Annotated in this window: 16 protein-coding genes, 3 pseudogenes and 1 riboswitch; of the genes and pseudogenes, 9 read left to right on the top strand and 10 right to left on the bottom strand. The window is 67.5% G+C overall.

What is annotated here, in order from left to right; genetic code table 11:
- Positions 1-64 precede the first annotated feature (64 nt).
- Genes ON20_RS12880 through ON20_RS37625 form a run of 5 tightly spaced genes read right to left on the bottom strand, consistent with a single transcriptional unit; the run spans position 65 to position 4,700 of the window.
- Positions 65-1,600, bottom strand: a complete 1,536-nt coding sequence (locus ON20_RS12880; RefSeq protein WP_083864888.1) for an ABC transporter ATP-binding protein — start codon at positions 1,598-1,600, stop codon at positions 65-67.
- Positions 1,593-2,414: an ABC transporter permease gene (locus tag ON20_RS12875; protein WP_040835510.1), complete on the bottom strand. Its 822-nt coding sequence runs from the start codon at positions 2,412-2,414 to the stop codon at positions 1,593-1,595. The genes ON20_RS12880 and ON20_RS12875 overlap by 8 nt, the downstream gene beginning before the upstream one ends.
- On the bottom strand, positions 2,411-3,385 hold the full coding sequence (locus ON20_RS12870) for an ABC transporter permease (protein WP_245547202.1): 975 nt from the start codon (positions 3,383-3,385) through the stop codon (positions 2,411-2,413). Before ON20_RS12870 ends, ON20_RS12875 begins: the two co-directional genes overlap by 4 nt.
- Positions 3,386-3,393: 8 nt before the next feature.
- On the bottom strand, positions 3,394-4,161 hold the full coding sequence (locus tag ON20_RS12865; protein WP_040835508.1) for a class I SAM-dependent methyltransferase: 768 nt from the start codon (positions 4,159-4,161) through the stop codon (positions 3,394-3,396).
- Positions 4,158-4,700 carry a hypothetical protein gene (locus tag ON20_RS37625; RefSeq protein WP_040835506.1) on the bottom strand — a complete coding sequence of 181 codons (543 nt, stop codon included), beginning with the start codon at positions 4,698-4,700 and terminating at the stop codon, positions 4,158-4,160. The genes ON20_RS12865 and ON20_RS37625 overlap by 4 nt, the downstream gene beginning before the upstream one ends.
- A gap of 101 nt (positions 4,701-4,801) precedes the next feature.
- Positions 4,802-4,918, bottom strand: a riboswitch (cobalamin riboswitch).
- A gap of 13 nt (positions 4,919-4,931) precedes the next feature.
- On the opposite strand from ON20_RS37625, the pseudogene ON20_RS40555 reads away from it, so the two are divergent.
- Together ON20_RS40555 and ON20_RS12855 are read left to right on the top strand one after the other, a co-directional pair.
- A pseudogene (locus ON20_RS40555) lies at positions 4,932-5,153 on the top strand (alpha/beta hydrolase fold domain-containing protein); the annotation flags it as partial.
- Positions 5,154-5,335: 182 nt separating this feature from the next.
- Positions 5,336-6,130, top strand: a complete 795-nt coding sequence (locus ON20_RS12855; protein ID WP_040835504.1) for an alpha/beta fold hydrolase — start codon at positions 5,336-5,338, stop codon at positions 6,128-6,130.
- A gap of 22 nt (positions 6,131-6,152) precedes the next feature.
- Here ON20_RS12855 and ON20_RS12850 read toward each other — a convergent pair whose 3' ends face one another.
- Positions 6,153-6,935, bottom strand: a complete 783-nt coding sequence (locus ON20_RS12850; protein WP_040835502.1) for a TetR/AcrR family transcriptional regulator — start codon at positions 6,933-6,935, stop codon at positions 6,153-6,155.
- A gap of 113 nt (positions 6,936-7,048) precedes the next feature.
- Here ON20_RS12850 and ON20_RS12845 point away from each other — a divergent pair, with 113 nt between their 5' ends.
- Together ON20_RS12845 and ON20_RS33085 are read left to right on the top strand one after the other, a co-directional pair.
- A complete protein-coding gene (locus ON20_RS12845; protein WP_040835500.1) occupies positions 7,049-7,372 on the top strand; it encodes an ArsR/SmtB family transcription factor in 324 nt (107 codons plus the stop codon).
- Position 7,373: 1 nt separating this feature from the next.
- On the top strand, positions 7,374-7,925 hold the full coding sequence (locus ON20_RS33085; protein WP_051162323.1) for an SRPBCC family protein: 552 nt from the start codon (positions 7,374-7,376) through the stop codon (positions 7,923-7,925).
- Between the two features lie 274 nt (positions 7,926-8,199).
- Here the strand turns inward: ON20_RS33085 and ON20_RS41005 are convergent.
- Positions 8,200-8,940: pseudogene (locus ON20_RS41005) on the bottom strand (erythromycin esterase family protein); the annotation flags it as partial.
- Positions 8,941-9,371: 431 nt separating this feature from the next.
- Here ON20_RS41005 and ON20_RS12830 point away from each other — a divergent pair.
- The gene (locus tag ON20_RS12830) at positions 9,372-9,689 is read left to right on the top strand and encodes a DUF2795 domain-containing protein (protein ID WP_218002506.1); all 318 of its coding nucleotides are present in this window, start codon (positions 9,372-9,374) and stop codon (positions 9,687-9,689) included.
- Between the two features lie 105 nt (positions 9,690-9,794).
- Positions 9,795-10,691 carry a cation diffusion facilitator family transporter gene (locus tag ON20_RS12825; RefSeq protein ID WP_245547210.1) on the top strand — a complete coding sequence of 299 codons (897 nt, stop codon included), beginning with the start codon at positions 9,795-9,797 and terminating at the stop codon, positions 10,689-10,691.
- Between the two features lie 60 nt (positions 10,692-10,751).
- On the opposite strand, the gene ON20_RS37925 is transcribed toward ON20_RS12825, so the two are convergent.
- Positions 10,752-11,018, bottom strand: a complete 267-nt coding sequence (locus ON20_RS37925; RefSeq protein WP_051162364.1) for a WGxxGxxG family protein — start codon at positions 11,016-11,018, stop codon at positions 10,752-10,754.
- 171 nt (positions 11,019-11,189) lie between these two features.
- Between ON20_RS37925 and ON20_RS12815 the strand changes: the two genes are divergently transcribed.
- Genes ON20_RS12815 through ON20_RS12805 form a run of 3 tightly spaced genes read left to right on the top strand, consistent with a single transcriptional unit; the run spans position 11,190 to position 13,257 of the window.
- On the top strand, positions 11,190-11,717 hold the full coding sequence (locus tag ON20_RS12815; protein ID WP_040835498.1) for an SRPBCC family protein: 528 nt from the start codon (positions 11,190-11,192) through the stop codon (positions 11,715-11,717).
- A complete protein-coding gene (locus tag ON20_RS12810; RefSeq protein WP_040835591.1) occupies positions 11,717-12,886 on the top strand; it encodes a zinc-dependent alcohol dehydrogenase in 1,170 nt (389 codons plus the stop codon). Before ON20_RS12815 ends, ON20_RS12810 begins: the two co-directional genes overlap by 1 nt.
- The gene (locus ON20_RS12805) at positions 12,883-13,257 is read left to right on the top strand and encodes a DUF1360 domain-containing protein (protein ID WP_245547201.1); all 375 of its coding nucleotides are present in this window, start codon (positions 12,883-12,885) and stop codon (positions 13,255-13,257) included. Before ON20_RS12810 ends, ON20_RS12805 begins: the two co-directional genes overlap by 4 nt.
- Before the next feature lie 265 nt (positions 13,258-13,522).
- Here ON20_RS12805 and ON20_RS12800 read toward each other — a convergent pair whose 3' ends face one another.
- Positions 13,523-13,729: a hypothetical protein gene (locus ON20_RS12800; RefSeq protein WP_245547200.1), complete on the bottom strand. Its 207-nt coding sequence runs from the start codon at positions 13,727-13,729 to the stop codon at positions 13,523-13,525.
- 94 nt (positions 13,730-13,823) lie between these two features.
- Positions 13,824-14,438, bottom strand: a pseudogene (locus ON20_RS12795) (manganese catalase family protein).
- Positions 14,439-14,553: the final 115 nt, after the last annotated feature.

The following is a 14,553-nucleotide window of genomic DNA, read 5'->3' as shown; positions in this document are numbered from 1 at the left end:
GAGTGTCGGAAACGTTGCGAATCCCACCGCTCCGCACCGAGCCACATGCGTCGACTTCTCGGCTTCAGTGGGTGATCGGCGTCCACACGCCGGCGCCGGCGTCGCTGCCGCGGCTCATGAGTCCTTCGGCGTCCAGTAGCCGGTGCAGGATCGTCGCGTGTGGGCGGACACGCAATTCGTTCGGGGTTCCGACGTCGACGATGCGTCCCGCGTCGAGAACGGCGATGCGGTCGGCGCGATCCAGTTGGCTTCGCAGACCGTGGCCGATCGACAGGATCGCCGTGTCGTGGGTGTGGCGGTAGTAGTCCAGGTAGTCGAGGATGCGGGCGGCGAGCGGTCGGTCCAGGGCCGTGGTTATCTCATCGCATACCAGGATGCGCGGATGCGCCAGTAGGGCGCGGGCGATGGCGGCGCGCTGGAGTTGGCCGCCGGAGAGTCCGGCCGGGAACCGGGCCGCTTGGTCGGGGCCGATATCGAGGTCGAGGAGCATGTCCAGGGCGGCGGTATGGGCGTCCGTCCGGGAGAGTCCGCGCAGCCGGACCGCGGTCGCGGCGACCTGGTCGACGACCCTGCGACGCGGGTCGAACGAGGACGCGGATTCCTGCCACACGTATTGGATCGCCGCGATCTGCGCGCGGGTTCGTCTGCGTAGCAAAGGCATCGGCTCGCTGTCGACGAGTATCCGACCGGAGTCGGCGGCGAACAAACCGGCGATACAGCGGGCCAGGGCCGATTTGCCCGCGCCGGAAACACCGGTCAGGCCGAGTAGTTCACCGTGGTGCAGTTCGAGATGGATCCGGCGCAGGACGGGAGTGTTGCGAACGTTCACGGAAACATCGCGTACTTCGAGCACCGGCTCGGTCCGGCGGCGGGTCGGCCGGTTCGCGGTTTCGCGGACGGTGACCGTACGGACGCCGTCTGCCACGCGCCCGTTTTTCACGGACAGCACGTGGTCGCTGATCCGGGAGACGACGAAGGGATCGTGGGTGATGAGCACCAACGCCTTGCCGGCGCGCCGCAATCGGGCCAACTGGGCCAGCAGTATCGTCCGCGCGATCGGGTCGAGTCCGACGGTGGGTTCGTCGACGATCAACACGTCCGGTTCACGGGTCAGTACCTGGGCGAGTGCGAGTCGGACACGCTCACCGCCGGAGAACTCGGAGGGGAACTTGCGCAACAGGAGGTCGAGGACGGCATTGTCGGTTACGAAGGCGGCCGATCCCAGTGCCTGCGTGACAAGTGCCCGACGCCGATTGCGGGTGACGCGGCCTGCCCCGGTGCTCCGTTGGTGGAGGACGACGAGTTCGCCGAGCACGGCCCCGATCCGCCGCGCGGGGTTCAGTGTCGCCGCGGCGTCCTGCGGCAGGTAGCCGACCCGGACCGTGTCACCGCGGCGGATCTCGCCGGACACGGCGATCCCCGGCCGTGTGACATCGGCCAGAGCCGCGGCGAGAGTGGTCTTTCCCGCGCCGGAGGGCCCGAACAACGTCAGAATCCGGCCCGCGTGCACATCGAATGTCGCCTCGTCGAGAAGTACGGTGTTTCCGGCGCGGACGTGCAGGCCGCGCACCGAGATCACCGGTGTCGCCCACTCAGACACGGCGTGCCCGGAGTTCGGCGCGGACAGCGAGGGTTCGCGGATCGGCGAGCAGGTCGTCGGCGAGCAGGTTGATTCCGACGACCAACAGCACGATCAGCCCGGCCGGCAGCAGAACCGACCACGGTGCGATGGTGAGCGCGTCCCTGTTGGCCGCCACCGAGACCGCCCAGTCCGTCGAGGTGGTCTCGAAGCCGAGGCCGAGGAAGTTGGCGGAGGCGAGGAAGTAGACGGCGGCGGTGAACCTCATCGCCAGGTCCGCGGCGAGCGGACGTGCCAGCTCGCGGACGGCGTACCGGCCGTAGCGGTAGGCGCGGCTCTCACCCTGCATGCGGAGCGCGTCCATTACGGGTCCGTGGGCGACATCGCGTGCGGCCATCCGGACGAATCGGGCGATGGGGGCCGTCAACGCGATCCCGATGGCGCAGGCGATCGCCACCGCCGAACCCTGGGATCGGAGCGCGGCGACCATGATGACGAGCAGAGACGGCAGGCACAGGAGCACGTCCACGGGACGCATGAGCAATTCGTCGAGCCGGGCTCGGGGCGCGGCAGCGGCCGTCACGCCGATCAGGAAGCCGAGGAGATAGGCGCCGAGGACCGTCGCCGCCGCGACGAGGATGAACGTGACCCCGCCGGTGAGCGCGGCGGCCAGCACATCCCGGCCGAGTCGGTCGGTGCCGAAGGGCGACCACTCCGACGGCCCGAACGGTGCCTGCCGGTGGGACGGTGCCGAGCGGGCCACGACCGGTCCGGCGAACGCGACCAGCAACGGCACCGCCACGAACACCGAGTACACCCCGCGCCGCCACGTCATCGGCGCACACCTTCCGCGGACCGCGGGACCAGACGCTGCCCGACCAGGTCGACCACGACATTGGTCGTGATCGCGGCCGTGCCGGTGATCAGGACGATCGCCAGGATCACCGGATCGTCCCGGTCTCCGATGGCTCCGATGAGCTGCGAGGCGATCCCGGGCATGACGAACACGGCCTCCACGATCAGCACTCCGGACAGCAGCCCGCCGCCGGTACGTCCGAGTTCTTGCACGGCCGGGGTGAGGGCGTTGGGCGCGATATGCCGTATCAGCAGCGAACCCCGTGCGACGCCCAGACGACGCGCCTGGACGATATAGGGCCGGTCCAGCACATCCACGACCCCGGCCCGCACAAGTCGCACCACGGGGACGGCCACCCGGACCACCATGACGACCAGCGGAAGAACCAGATACTCGGGGCGGCGCAGGATCGTGCTCGGCTCGGTCCCGAGGAAGGTCGCGGGCAGCAGCCGGAGCTCGAGGGAGACGGAGGTGACCAGCAGGATCGCGAGGACGAAATCCGGCACCGCGTCGAGCCCGACACACAGCGTGGTGATCACGCGGTCCCGCCGCGACCCCGGACGCAGCCCGGCCGCGAATCCCACCGTCACGGCCAAGGGCACCCACAGCAGTAATGACAGCACGGCCATCAGCACGGTCACCAGGAACGGTTCGACGATCAGGTCCGCGACGGGAGCGCCGTTGGCGTAGGAGACGCCGAAGTCACCGGTCACCGCATGGGCGAGCCAGTGGAGAAACCGTTGCGCCGGGGGCGCATCCAGGCCGAGCAACTCGCGGGCCGCTTCGCGCTGCTGCGCACCGAGCACGGGGTTGCCCTGCACGTCCGCGGCGTCGCCCGGCAGCAGCAGCGACAGCGCGAACACCAGAATCAGCAGAACCAGCAGCTGCCCGACCCCGATACTCACCCGCCACAGCACGAAGCGGCCGAACGGTATCGACGACACATCCACGGACGCGCCTACCGGATCCCGACCACGACACGGTCGTCGCCGTACTGCCAGACGATTCCGGCTTCGGCGAAGCCCGCCTCGCGGGCGAAGTCCAGGTAGTCGTGGACGGACGGGCGGTCATGCACGGTGTGCTCGAAACCACCGGCGCGCAACCGGACCAGTTCGGCAAGCTCGGGCGCCTCCTCGACGGCCGTCCACCACGCCGACCAGTCCTCCGCATCGGCGGTGCCCGTCCGGCGGGCGCGGCGCGCGGTCATGGAGCGGCCCAGAGCGTCGAGTCGGGGGCCGGCGGAACCTTCGTAGAGATGGTCGCCGTTGACGAACAGGCCACCGGCCGGCAGCGCCCGCGCGCACGAGCGGATCAGGGCGCGCAGTGGTAGGCGGTTCATCCAGTGCAGCGCCGTCGTACTGACGAACGCGTCGGGGGCGCGGGCCGGCGCGAGCGAGTCGAACCAGCCGTCCTCGCGCAGATCGGCCCGGACGCTGCGGAAGCGGCGCGGGTCCAGGGTGAGATCGGCCAGGCCCAGCAGGAGCGGGTCGGCATCCACCCCGATGACGGTCGCGTCGGGAAATCGGGTGAGCAGTCGATCCGTCAGAGTTCCCGGCCCGACACCGAGGTCGACGAGCAACGGGTCGGGGCGGTCGAGCAACTCCGTCACGACGTCACCGATCACCTCGAAACGCCGCTCGCGGTCGGGCATGTAGTGCTCCTGCTGCCGATCCCACCGGTCGACCCAGTACCGCGCGCGCTCCGCGTCGAGGACGGTGCGCGTCACAGCGCCGCCGTCCGGTCGAAGCGGGCCCACTCGGGTGAATCGGAGACGGAGGCGGGCATACCGCGGTAGCGCTTGTCGGCCGCGCTGTTCCAGTGCGTGTTTCCGAAGAACACGAGTCCTCCTCGGTCGTAGAGTATTTCGTGCATGGTCCGATAGATTTCGGCATGTTTTTCGGGACCGGGGGTCGATTCGGCCCAGAGGAATTCGAACGAGGACCCCCGCAGCACGATTCGCCATTTCGTACCGTCGGCGTTCGGTTCCGCCGAGACGGCCGAGCGCGGGAGCGGCGTCATGGACGAGGCGACCTCGAACAGCCCGTCGTAGACGGCCTCCATCCGCACCTCATCGAGGAACAGCGTGTTCACACCGGGGTCGATGCCCTCCCCCGCGCCCGATCCCTGGAAGGCCGCGGTGAACGTATCGGTGGGGCCGATCGAGGTCGAGCTACGACCGCAGCCACTCGGCAATGCTCCGGCCACGAGCGCGCCCCCGATCAGGAAGCCGCGTCGGCTCGGATCGGCCGCCCGGGCTCGTCGCATGTCCTGCTCCTATCGCGCTTGCTCACGCGACGACGACATGCGGAACCGGGCCGCATGTGGCGGCTCGTTCGGCGCATCGATCAAACCCACGTGATCATGACCGCTTCGTTACCTCACCCGCAGGTATCTGGCTTCGGCTCCCGAAGGAACCTCACAGTTGCGGGACAGCCCCGGACTCGCACCGGCCTTCCCTACGGGCAGGCGTCATCCTACGCATTCTCGGTTCCACCGATCTTCCGCCGTCCCGAACGGGATTCCTCCGCCGACGCAGGACCGGACACCTCGTTGATCGCGATGGTGAGCGACTCGGTCGGCGGTAATATGACGTTCGCCCTGTCACTCATGGCCAAGGAGCACGGTGATGTGTCCTTCGTTCAGCAGGTGCTTTCCCAGCCGGTCGCCCACACCGCCTTCGCCACCGCGTTGTACCGCGAGTTCACCGAGGGCTACTTCCTGACTCCCGGGTATGTGGTGGTTCCGCGTCCGGCACACCACCGGTACGGACTACAGCGCACAGATCGCCACGTCACCCTCGCGTGCAGATTTCGAGCAACAGGCCGGCTTCCGCACCGAGGCCGCTGTCGCGCAGGTCGTGGCGATACCGACCCACGCACTGCACAGCCGAAGGAGACGCCATGTGGCTACCGAAAGCACTCCGACAGATACCGGCCGCCTCGGGCATCGCGCTCGCCGGTATCGCGACAACGATGGTACCGGCGAACGCGGAACCGCTACCGCCGACCGTGGTATTGGTACACGGTGCGTACGCCGACACCACCAGCTGGGACGGTGTCGCCCGTGAACTCCGCGCCGATGGCTACCGAGTGGTCGTCCCCGAGAATCCACTGCGCGGGCCCGCCTACGACGCGGCGGCGGTGGAGGGTGTCCTCGCCGATATCGACGGTCCGGTCGTATTGGTCGGGCACTCCTACGGCGGCACGGTCATCACCGATGTCCAGGCCGATAACGTCACCGACCTCGTCTACATCGCCGCGTTCGCCCCGCAGGAGGGCGAACCGACGCAGCTCGCCCTCGACCCGATCCGCTTCCCCGGCAGCAGGCTGCTGCCGCCCGCCCTGTCGGTGAAGCCGGCGAGCGAGGGCCTCGGTCTCGACACCTACGTGGACCCCGCCTACTTCCACGAGGTCTTCGCCCAGGATGTCGACCCGGCCACGACGGCGGATATGGTGGCCCACCAGCGGTCGCTGGCACTCACCGCCACTCTCGAACCTTCGGGGCCCACCTCGTGGTCGACAAAATCCACCTGGTACCTGGTGGCCGGTGAGGACCGCGTCATCCCACCCGCCTCGCAACGCTTCATGGCCCAGCGAATCAACGCCCATACCAGTGAGGTTCCCGCCTCGCATGCCGCACTGGTGTCCCGGCCCGCCGTGGTCGCCGGGGTGATCGAGCAGGCCGCTCGGCAGTAGCGAGAACTCCGACATCCGTGGGTCAGCGGCTCGACGTGCTCTCGGTCGCCGTCCGGTGGGCCTCGATGAAGGGTTGCAGACCGTCGAGGAGCCGCCGCACCCCGAAATCGAATGCACGTTCGGGGTCGTAGGCGGCACCGAATTCGGAGCCGGCGGCGCTGCCGACCCGAACCGCGGTGGGATACCGGTCGGGGTCGAGGACGCGGGCGAGCGCGGGCCCGAACTCCTCCCACCACTGCCGGTCGGTCAGGCCGGTCTCGGCCTCTGCGCGAAACGTGTCGACGGCGGCACGGGCGGCGCCGCGCACATAGTCGTTGACGAAGCTCACGATGAGGTCCATGGCGACGTCTCCGAGGCCGAGCCCGTCGACGGCGCGGAGTTCGTAGTCGTATTTGGCGATGAGGTGGGGGCTGGGCAGGGGCCGCCCGGCGGCGATCTGCAACAACCATGGATGAGCGAGATACATCGTCCAGTTGGCTCGGGCGACGGCCTCGATGCGGGTCCGCCAGTCGTCGCCGATATCGTCGGACATCGGGTAGTCGCGGTAGGCCCGATCGGCGAGCAGATCGAGAAGTTCGGCCTTTCCGGGCACGTATCCGTACAGCGACATGGCGGTGACACCGACATCCTCGGCGACACGCCGCAGAGTGACCGCGACCAGCCCGTCCCGGTCCGCGATACGCAGCGCCGCCGCGGCGATATCGTCCACGGACAGTTTGGGTTTCGGACCGCGCCGCGGAGGCTGCCGCCTACCCCACAGCAGTTCGAGGGTGCGTTGCGGATCGCCACGTCCGATGTAGTCCATGCCGACATCATCCCAATGACGCACGGAACGGGCTCTCCGATGGAACACGACCGTTCACCTTGGGCACCAAAATATTCCTTGACAGGAATATTCCTATTGGAGAATATATCGGTGTGGTACGTGATGTCTTCGAGGTGCTCGCCGACCCCACCCGGCGGCGGATCCTCGATCTTCTGCGGGACGGTGAACGCACTGTCGGCGAGCTCGTCGATGTACTCGGCACCGCGCAGCCCAATATGTCGAAGCATCTGAAGACGCTCGACGCGGCCGCGCTGGTACGGGTGCGGGTCGACGGTCCGCGCAGACACTATTCCCTGGCCCCGGCCCGGCTCCGGGAGATCGACGACTGGTTGGCCCCGTTCCGAGAGATCTGGGCCGATCGACTCGACGAATTCGAACGCTATCTCGACACTCTGCCCGACGAACCCGAGGAGTGATATGACCCAACTGACCGAACGGCTCGGCGATATCCTGCACGACGGCAACCGAACCGGAGTGCGATACGAACGGAACCTCGCGCACCCACCCGCGAAGGTATGGCGAGCGCTGACCGAATCCGAACATCTGCGGTACTGGTTCCCCGCGGATATCGTCGGCGAACGTCGAGAGGGCGCCGATATCCGGCTGCCGTTCTGGCCGGAATCGGTGGAACGAGCGAGCACGGAACTCGAACAGGCGGGGGTCGATACGGACGATCCGGTCCTGCCGGGGCGTATCCTCACCTGGGACCCGCCGCGGGTATTCGAATTCACTTGGGATACCGAGCATCTGCGGTTCGAGTTGATCCCACAGGAAGCCGGCACCCGGCTGATCTGCACGGTCCGGCTCGGCACGCCCGGTCCACACGGGCCGGAAGGAACGGCCGCCGGCTACCATGCCTGCCTCGACGCGTTGCGGGATCTGCTCGATACCGGCTCGGCCGGCATACCGGATACCGAGACGATCGCCGTACTCGAGCGGCGATACGCCGAGGCGATGACGTCGAACTGACCCGCCTCCCTGCCGCCATGCCCGGAGGGCAGTTCCGGCAAGGCACGGAACTGCCCTCCGGCGAGGCCGACGACTTCCTCACCCGGGCGTGCCGCGGCAGGCCCCGGGGCCACCGATCGGCTGCGGGACCGGCGCGCTCACACGGCGTAGGGGTAGGTCTCCCGGGTTCCTCGGCGTCACGGCGAGAGACGAGATCGAGGGGTTGCAGGGCGGTGGTCTCGTCGAAATGGACGAGCGCGTCGAACCGGTCGGCGGGGCGGGCGTGGAAGTAGTGGCTGCGCCGTTCGGTGTCGGGGCGGTAGACCATGCCGATGGCGCGTTCGAGGAGCGCCGAGCGAAGTGCTTCCGGTACCGGGCCACGGTCGAACCGAAGCAGGAAACGGTCGCGGCCGGTGCGGTGCAACAGATTTTCGATGCTGCCGGGCAGCGATGGTCGGACACGTTCGACGTGGGCCGGGCCGTCCCATTCGTCGGCGGCGAGGACGGTGCCGGTGTGCGTGGTGAACCCGATAAGCCGGGATACGGCGGGATGGTTCTCCCGCACGAGCCGGCCGAGATTCAACTCGCCGGCCGTCCCCCTCTCGGTGGCCCCGGCATCCCCCACATGCGAGTTATGAGCCCATACAACGATTTTCGCCTCAGAGCCGAGGCGCTGTTCCACATGGTCGCGCAACGCGGTCAGCGTGCGGAACATATGTTCATCACGCAGGTTCCACGACGACACACGGGTACCGAACATCGCTCGGTAGTACTCCTCGGCGGCCGAAACCAGCCGGGCGTTCTGTTCTGCGCAGAACCGTTCATCGGGGTCGGCGCAACCGGATTCGGGCGCGGCCGGCACGGCGACCACCACCCGGGCGGGACGCATCCGGTAGACGGCCCGCACGGCGGCGTTCATGGTGGCGCCGGTCGCCGACCCGTCATCCACCACGATCACAGTGCGTCCGGTGACGTCGAGCAGCGGACGGTCACCTCGGTATGCCCGCTCGCGGCGGCGCAGTTCCCGCCCCTCCATGCGGGCGATCCGCTCCATCACATCCGGACCGACATCCTCCGCGCGCAGCATGTCGTCACTGGTGACGAACACATCCCCACTGGCCTGGCGATAGCCCCGAACGCCGGTTCCAAGTTCGCCGGGGCACCGAGTTTGCGGACGACCAGAACGTCGAGTGGCGCGTCGAGCGCACGGGCCACTTCGTAGGCCACCGGCGCCCCACCGCGCGGCAGGGCGGGCACCACGACATCCGAATCGCGGTACCGCCCGAGCGGCTTCGAGAGCACCCGACCGGCGTCGCGCCGATCGCGGAAAACGCTTCTCGCCATACCACCGCCCTACCCGGGCCCCGGCCGCGCAAACGGACGACCGCGGCACGGGTTTGTCGCGTCCCGCGGCGGGTATCGCGACGTGGCGAGTTCGCCTGTCCGCATGAACGAGGAGGTACGTCGATGGTGGCAACCGATGCCGATCGAGTCCGGCAGGCACTCTCTATCGCGGATTTCCCGGCCGAAAAAGCGAATCTGGTGCGCTGCGCGACGCGGGCGGGCGCCGACGACGATACGGTGCGCGCGTTGAACGCGATTCCGCCCGAGTCCTATACCAATGTGGGCGAAGTCCTGCAATCGGTGAACCTGGACCCGCAGCGGTCACCGGCGGACCGGGCGGGCCGGCGGCGTACACATACCCATCCGGGCCTGGCCGAGCAGGAGAAGGAGATCTCCGGCCATCCCATCGCCGATGAGCTCGGCGAAAATCGCGACAGCTGATACGGCCGGGCCGTAATGGCTGTCGGGCACCGAACCGTTCTCGCGAAGGTGCGGGCAGCGGCCCATCCCGCTCCGGAATCCCGCCGGGAGCAGGGCGGGGAGAGTATGCGCACCGTGCTCATCGCCTTCACCGCGAACGTCGCCATCGCGGTCGCGAAAACCATTGCCGCGACGGTCTCCGGCTCGGCGTCCATGCTCGCCGAGGCCGTGCACTCCTGGGCCGATACCGGCAACCAGATCTTCCTGCTGACCGCGAACCGCCGAAGTGTGCGCCCGGCCGATCTCGACCATCCCCTGGGGTACGGGCGAGAGGCCTATGTCTGGTCGCTGCCGGCCGCGGTCGGCCTGTTCGTCGCGGGCGCCACCGTATCGGTCTGGCACGGCATCACCGAATTGCTGCACGGGAACGAGACACAGGAGGGGTACGCCCTCGCCTATCTCGTGCTCGCGGTCTCGTTCGTGTTGGAGGGTACATCGTGGATGCGGGCTACCCGGCAACTTCGGGACGAGGCCGAAACCTACGACCGCGATGTGCTCGATTACGTCCTGGAGACCTCGGACCCGACCTTGCGGGCGGTGTTCGCCGAGGACAGCGCGGCGTTGCTCGGTATCGTCATCGCCTTTGCCGGATTAGGGCTGCACCAGCTCACCGGGGCGGCAATGTGGGACGCGCTGGGGTCGATACTGGTCGGCGTCCTACTCGGCGTGATCGCCGTGGTACTCATCGACCGTAACCGGCGATTTCTGGCCGGGGAGCCCGCATCGCCGGCTATCCGGCAGGCCGTGGTGCGGCAGATCGAGGCCATGCCGGAGGTGGCGGCGGTGCGGTTCGCGCGACTCGAATACGTCGGGCCGAAGCAGGTGTCTCTGGTGGCGGGCGTCGACCTCACCGGCGATCTGGTGGAGTCTCGGATCGCGCCGACACTGCGCAGGCTCGAAGGTGAACTCGAGCACAACCGACACATCGCCGATACGGTGTTGACCGTATCGGGACCCGAGTGACCCGAATGAACGAGATGTTGGTGCTCGGTGATCACCGAGCACCAACATCTCGAAGAAAGATCAGGGCTGCCGAGGGGGTACTCCGGGCGCAGTCCCCACAGACCGGGGTTGGTTCCGGCGCATCAGCCCGGCCAACCCTCCTAGTCCGAGCAGACCGAGCAAACCCCAGAGCCCGGTCTTGTCACTCTCGTGGTCGTCGTGGTTGTCCATGGTCTGGGCCACCTGGGCAAGGTGCTCCGATGGATAGGCAGGAGTCGCTTCCGCCGCGCCCACTCCGCCCAACGTGATAACGAGGGCCGTAAATGAAACCGCGATGGTTTTGCGCACGTTCTTCACTCCTTTCCTCGTTGACGCTGCCGCTTTACCCCGTGGAACCGTGCGGAAACACCCACGCCGGATACCGGAGAGCCCGTTTGTCCTCGGCCCTGTCGGGTACTGCCGAACCGAACCACCCGCCAAGCTGTCACGGTGTCGGATCCTCGTTCGAAGGGATACGCGATGCACTACATGGACAAGGCGAAGGAGCAACTGGCCACGCTGGTCGGCAAAGTGGCCGGTGTGGTCGGCAGGGGCTCGAGCAGTTCGAGCCACCAGACGATGACCATCGAACGCCCCCGGCCCGAGGTCGAGCGCTTCTGGCGCGAACCCGAAAACCTGGCCCGAACACTCGACGGGATCGCCGAGATCCACCCGACCGAACCCGATCACCTCGAGTGGACGTTCGCTCCCGAGAGCGAGCACCCGGTCACCTGGGAGAGCACCTCCGTCGTGGAGGAGAACGGACTGCGGTTCGTCGACGCCGCCGACCCCGATATCGCGGAGATCGCGATCGGCTTCGCCGACGCCCCCCATGACCTGGGCACCGAGGTGACCATCCGGGCGATGACGCCGGCGCCGAATCTACTCACCGGTGCGGCGGCGTTCACGGCGCTCTATCGGGCACGCGCGTTGCTGCAGACCGGGGAAGCACCCACGCTCGAGCACAACCCGAGCGCGCGCGGCCACTCGACGGACCAGGAGGAATGATGCACGCACTCTGCTGGAACGGCGTCAACGACCTGGCGGTCGAAACCGTACCCGACCCCGAATTGGTCAACCCTCAGGACGTGATGGTGCAGGTCCGGCTGACCACGACCTGCGGTTCGGATCTGCATTTCATCGACGGCTACCTCCCCGGCATGCGCGAAGGGGACGTCTTCGGACACGAGTTCATGGGCGAGGTGGTGGAGGTCGGCTCGGAGGTCACCGCGACGAAGGTCGGCGATCGGGTCGTCGTCCCCTCGTTCATCGGGTGCTCCTCATGCTGGTACTGCGAGCACGACCTGTATTCGGTATGCGACACCACCAACCCGAACGCCGCCTTCCAACAGCCGGTATTCGGATACCCGACCGGCGGAATCTACGGCTACACCCATCCTTTCGGCGGTTACCAGGGTTCGCACGCCAACTACATCCGCGTGCCGTTCGGCGACGTCAACTGCTTCACGATCCCCGACGGGGTCACCGACGAGCAGGCACTGTTCTGCTCCGATGCCGTACCGACCGGCCTTATGGGAGCGGATTTCTGCGATATCGCTCCCGACGACACGGTAGCGGTGTGGGGCAGCGGTGGCGTGGGTCTGATGGCCGGACACTCCGCCCGGCTGCTCGGCGCGGGCCGCGTCATCGTCATCGATCGGTTCCCCGAGCGGCTCGCCCTGGCCCGCGAACGGTTCGACGCGATGACGATCGACTACACCGAGGTGGACAGTGTTCAGGAGACATTGCGCGAGTTGACCGGCGGCCGCGGACCCGACGCCTGTATCGACGCCGTCGGTATGGAAGGACACGGTACCGGTCTGCAGCAACTCTACGACCGCGTCAAACAGTTGCTGCGCATGGAAACCGACCGCGCCACCTCATTGCGAGAAGCGATCCTGGCGTGCCGTAAGGGCGGTGTCGTCTCCGTACTCGGCATCTATGGCCTCACCGACAAGTTCCCCATGGGCATATTGACCAACAAGAGCCTCACCCTCCGCACCGCCCAGCAGCACGGACAGCGGTACATGCCACGGATGTTCGACTACATCCAACAAGGCGACCTGGACCCCTCCTACCTGATCACCCACGATATGCCGCTGGATGACGCCGTGCGCGGCTATGACCTGTTCAAGAACAAGAAGGAAGGGTGTGTCCGGGCGGTGTTCCGGCCATGAGCGAAAGCCGCCCTCTCGGCGGCTATGTGGCGACGATCCTCGCCTACGGAACACTCGTGGCGGCGGCCACGCTGCTCGGCGGATTGACCGATCGGCGGCTGCCGCACACCATGAACGTCCGTGACCTGCTCGTCACCGCGCTGGCGGCGCACAAGCTGTCGCGTCTGGTGACCAAGGGCGCCGTCACCGCGCCGGTCCGAGCACCGTTCACCCGGCCTGCCGGGGACGGTGGTCCCGGCGAGGTGACGGAGCAGCCGAAGTCCGGCGAGGGTGTCGGGCACAGTATCGGTGGATTGCTCGGCTGTCCGTTCTGTTTCGATGTTTGGCTCATCACCGCCCTGACCATCGGTCAAGTTTTCGCTCCCGGGTGACGCATATGGTGACGGACGCGGCCGCCGCCCTGGCCGGGGCCGACTTCCTGCACTTGGCCTATGCCATCGCCCAGCAGATCGCCGAAGGCGAGCACCCGGTTCTGGTCCACTGACCCGAGAGAAGCATTCGCCCGCCCGGAGCGGCGAACCCGTCCTCCCGCCGAGGCTCGTCGGTCATCGTTCTCGAAAGCGGCCTCCCTCGGAATGATTCCGTTCCGGGGGAGGCCGTGGCAACGCTCGAGGCCGGTACTCGCGCGCGGTGATGTCACCGTTTGGTCGGGTACTCCTGACCTGTGGCGCGATCGGCGAGTTCGTCGCCGTCGGACAGTATCTTGCGCACGGCCGGCCAGAACAGCTGTTCTTCCACCGCCTCATGCTGGGATGCGACCATCACCAGGCCGGTCGCCAGGTGATTACGGGACTGCAACTCGGCGTCGCTGTTGCCGCGGCCACGCTCGAGCGACTCGGTCATGCCGAGCGCACCTTCGTGGTCCGGGCGGAGAAAAGTCAACGCGTCCATAGGTTCTCATCTCCCCCCTACGGGTGGCCGTGGGCCTGTCCTATCGTCAGGCCGGGCTGCGCTGTTCATGCGTGAACGGCTTGCCTCCCATCACCGCGGGGCTCCCCTCGGGGTTCGCGGGTAACGCCCTGGTTCTCCCGTTTCTCGGTGCCGAGCCAGTCGCGAACCGGGTCCTCGACGTACTGCCATTCCACGCCGTCGGGCCACGGTCCCTGCCCCTCGTGCCACGGGCTACGATCGGAATCCCCGTCGGACACGGTGAACGCCAGATTCTGGAAGCGGTCGTCGCCGGGCAGGACACCAGGAGGGAAGTTCACCGGCAGATCGTTGAGCGCCGCGGTGAACTGTTGGAAACGCGCGACCTCGCGGATCATCAGGAACGACATCGGGGCCGCCACCGCGCAGCGCGAGGAACAGCGGGTCGGTGGCAACCTGGTGAATGGCCTGTTCCCGGCCGTCGGCACTGGCCACCACCGGCATCCGGTCGCACGTACATCTTCGGGTGCCTGCGCCGCAGCACGAATGCCCGACCGAAGTACTGCATCGCTGCCTCGAGCTCACCGTTGACGCCACCGAACTGTCCTTGCAACAGCGTGGCGAACCGTGGGTCGGGCCGGCTCACACGCACGTCGAACTGCAGATCCTTGTTGTGGATGAACATCGCGCACCTCTGGATGGTCGTCGGGGCAAACGCCGGCGACCTACCCCGGTGCGAGCTCTCCGAACAGGAGGTCGCCACATATGACGAACCGGCCCTGCTCCGCCTGTCCGAACGG

Origin of the sequence: Nocardia brevicatena NBRC 12119 (genome assembly GCF_000308495.1) — a bacterium.
In the GTDB taxonomy this organism is placed as follows: Bacteria; Actinomycetota; Actinomycetes; order Mycobacteriales; family Mycobacteriaceae; genus Nocardia; species Nocardia brevicatena.
The sequence above is the reverse complement of the archived record's forward strand: the minus strand, read 5'-3'. Positions and strand labels throughout refer to the sequence as shown.

Excerpts from the sequence above, each read along its gene's own strand:
- ON20_RS12855 (WP_040835504.1), top strand. The coding sequence starts at position 5,336 with ATGTGGCTACCGAAAGCACTCCGACAGATACCGGCCGCCTCGGGCATC.
- ON20_RS12815 (WP_040835498.1), top strand. The coding sequence starts at position 11,190 with ATGCACTACATGGACAAGGCGAAGGAGCAACTGGCCACGCTGGTCGGC.
- ON20_RS12830 (WP_218002506.1), top strand. The coding sequence starts at position 9,372 with ATGGTGGCAACCGATGCCGATCGAGTCCGGCAGGCACTCTCTATCGCG.
- ON20_RS37625 (WP_040835506.1), bottom strand. The coding sequence starts at position 4,700 with ATGCGACGAGCCCGGGCGGCCGATCCGAGCCGACGCGGCTTCCTGATC.
- ON20_RS12800 (WP_245547200.1), bottom strand. The coding sequence starts at position 13,729 with ATGACCGAGTCGCTCGAGCGTGGCCGCGGCAACAGCGACGCCGAGTTG.
- ON20_RS12810 (WP_040835591.1), top strand. The coding sequence starts at position 11,717 with ATGCACGCACTCTGCTGGAACGGCGTCAACGACCTGGCGGTCGAAACC.
- ON20_RS12805 (WP_245547201.1), top strand. The coding sequence starts at position 12,883 with ATGAGCGAAAGCCGCCCTCTCGGCGGCTATGTGGCGACGATCCTCGCC.
- ON20_RS12850 (WP_040835502.1), bottom strand. The coding sequence starts at position 6,935 with ATGGACTACATCGGACGTGGCGATCCGCAACGCACCCTCGAACTGCTG.
- ON20_RS12825 (WP_245547210.1), top strand. The coding sequence starts at position 9,795 with ATGCGCACCGTGCTCATCGCCTTCACCGCGAACGTCGCCATCGCGGTC.
- ON20_RS12875 (WP_040835510.1), bottom strand. The coding sequence starts at position 2,414 with ATGACGTGGCGGCGCGGGGTGTACTCGGTGTTCGTGGCGGTGCCGTTG.
- ON20_RS33085 (WP_051162323.1), top strand. The coding sequence starts at position 7,374 with ATGACCCAACTGACCGAACGGCTCGGCGATATCCTGCACGACGGCAAC.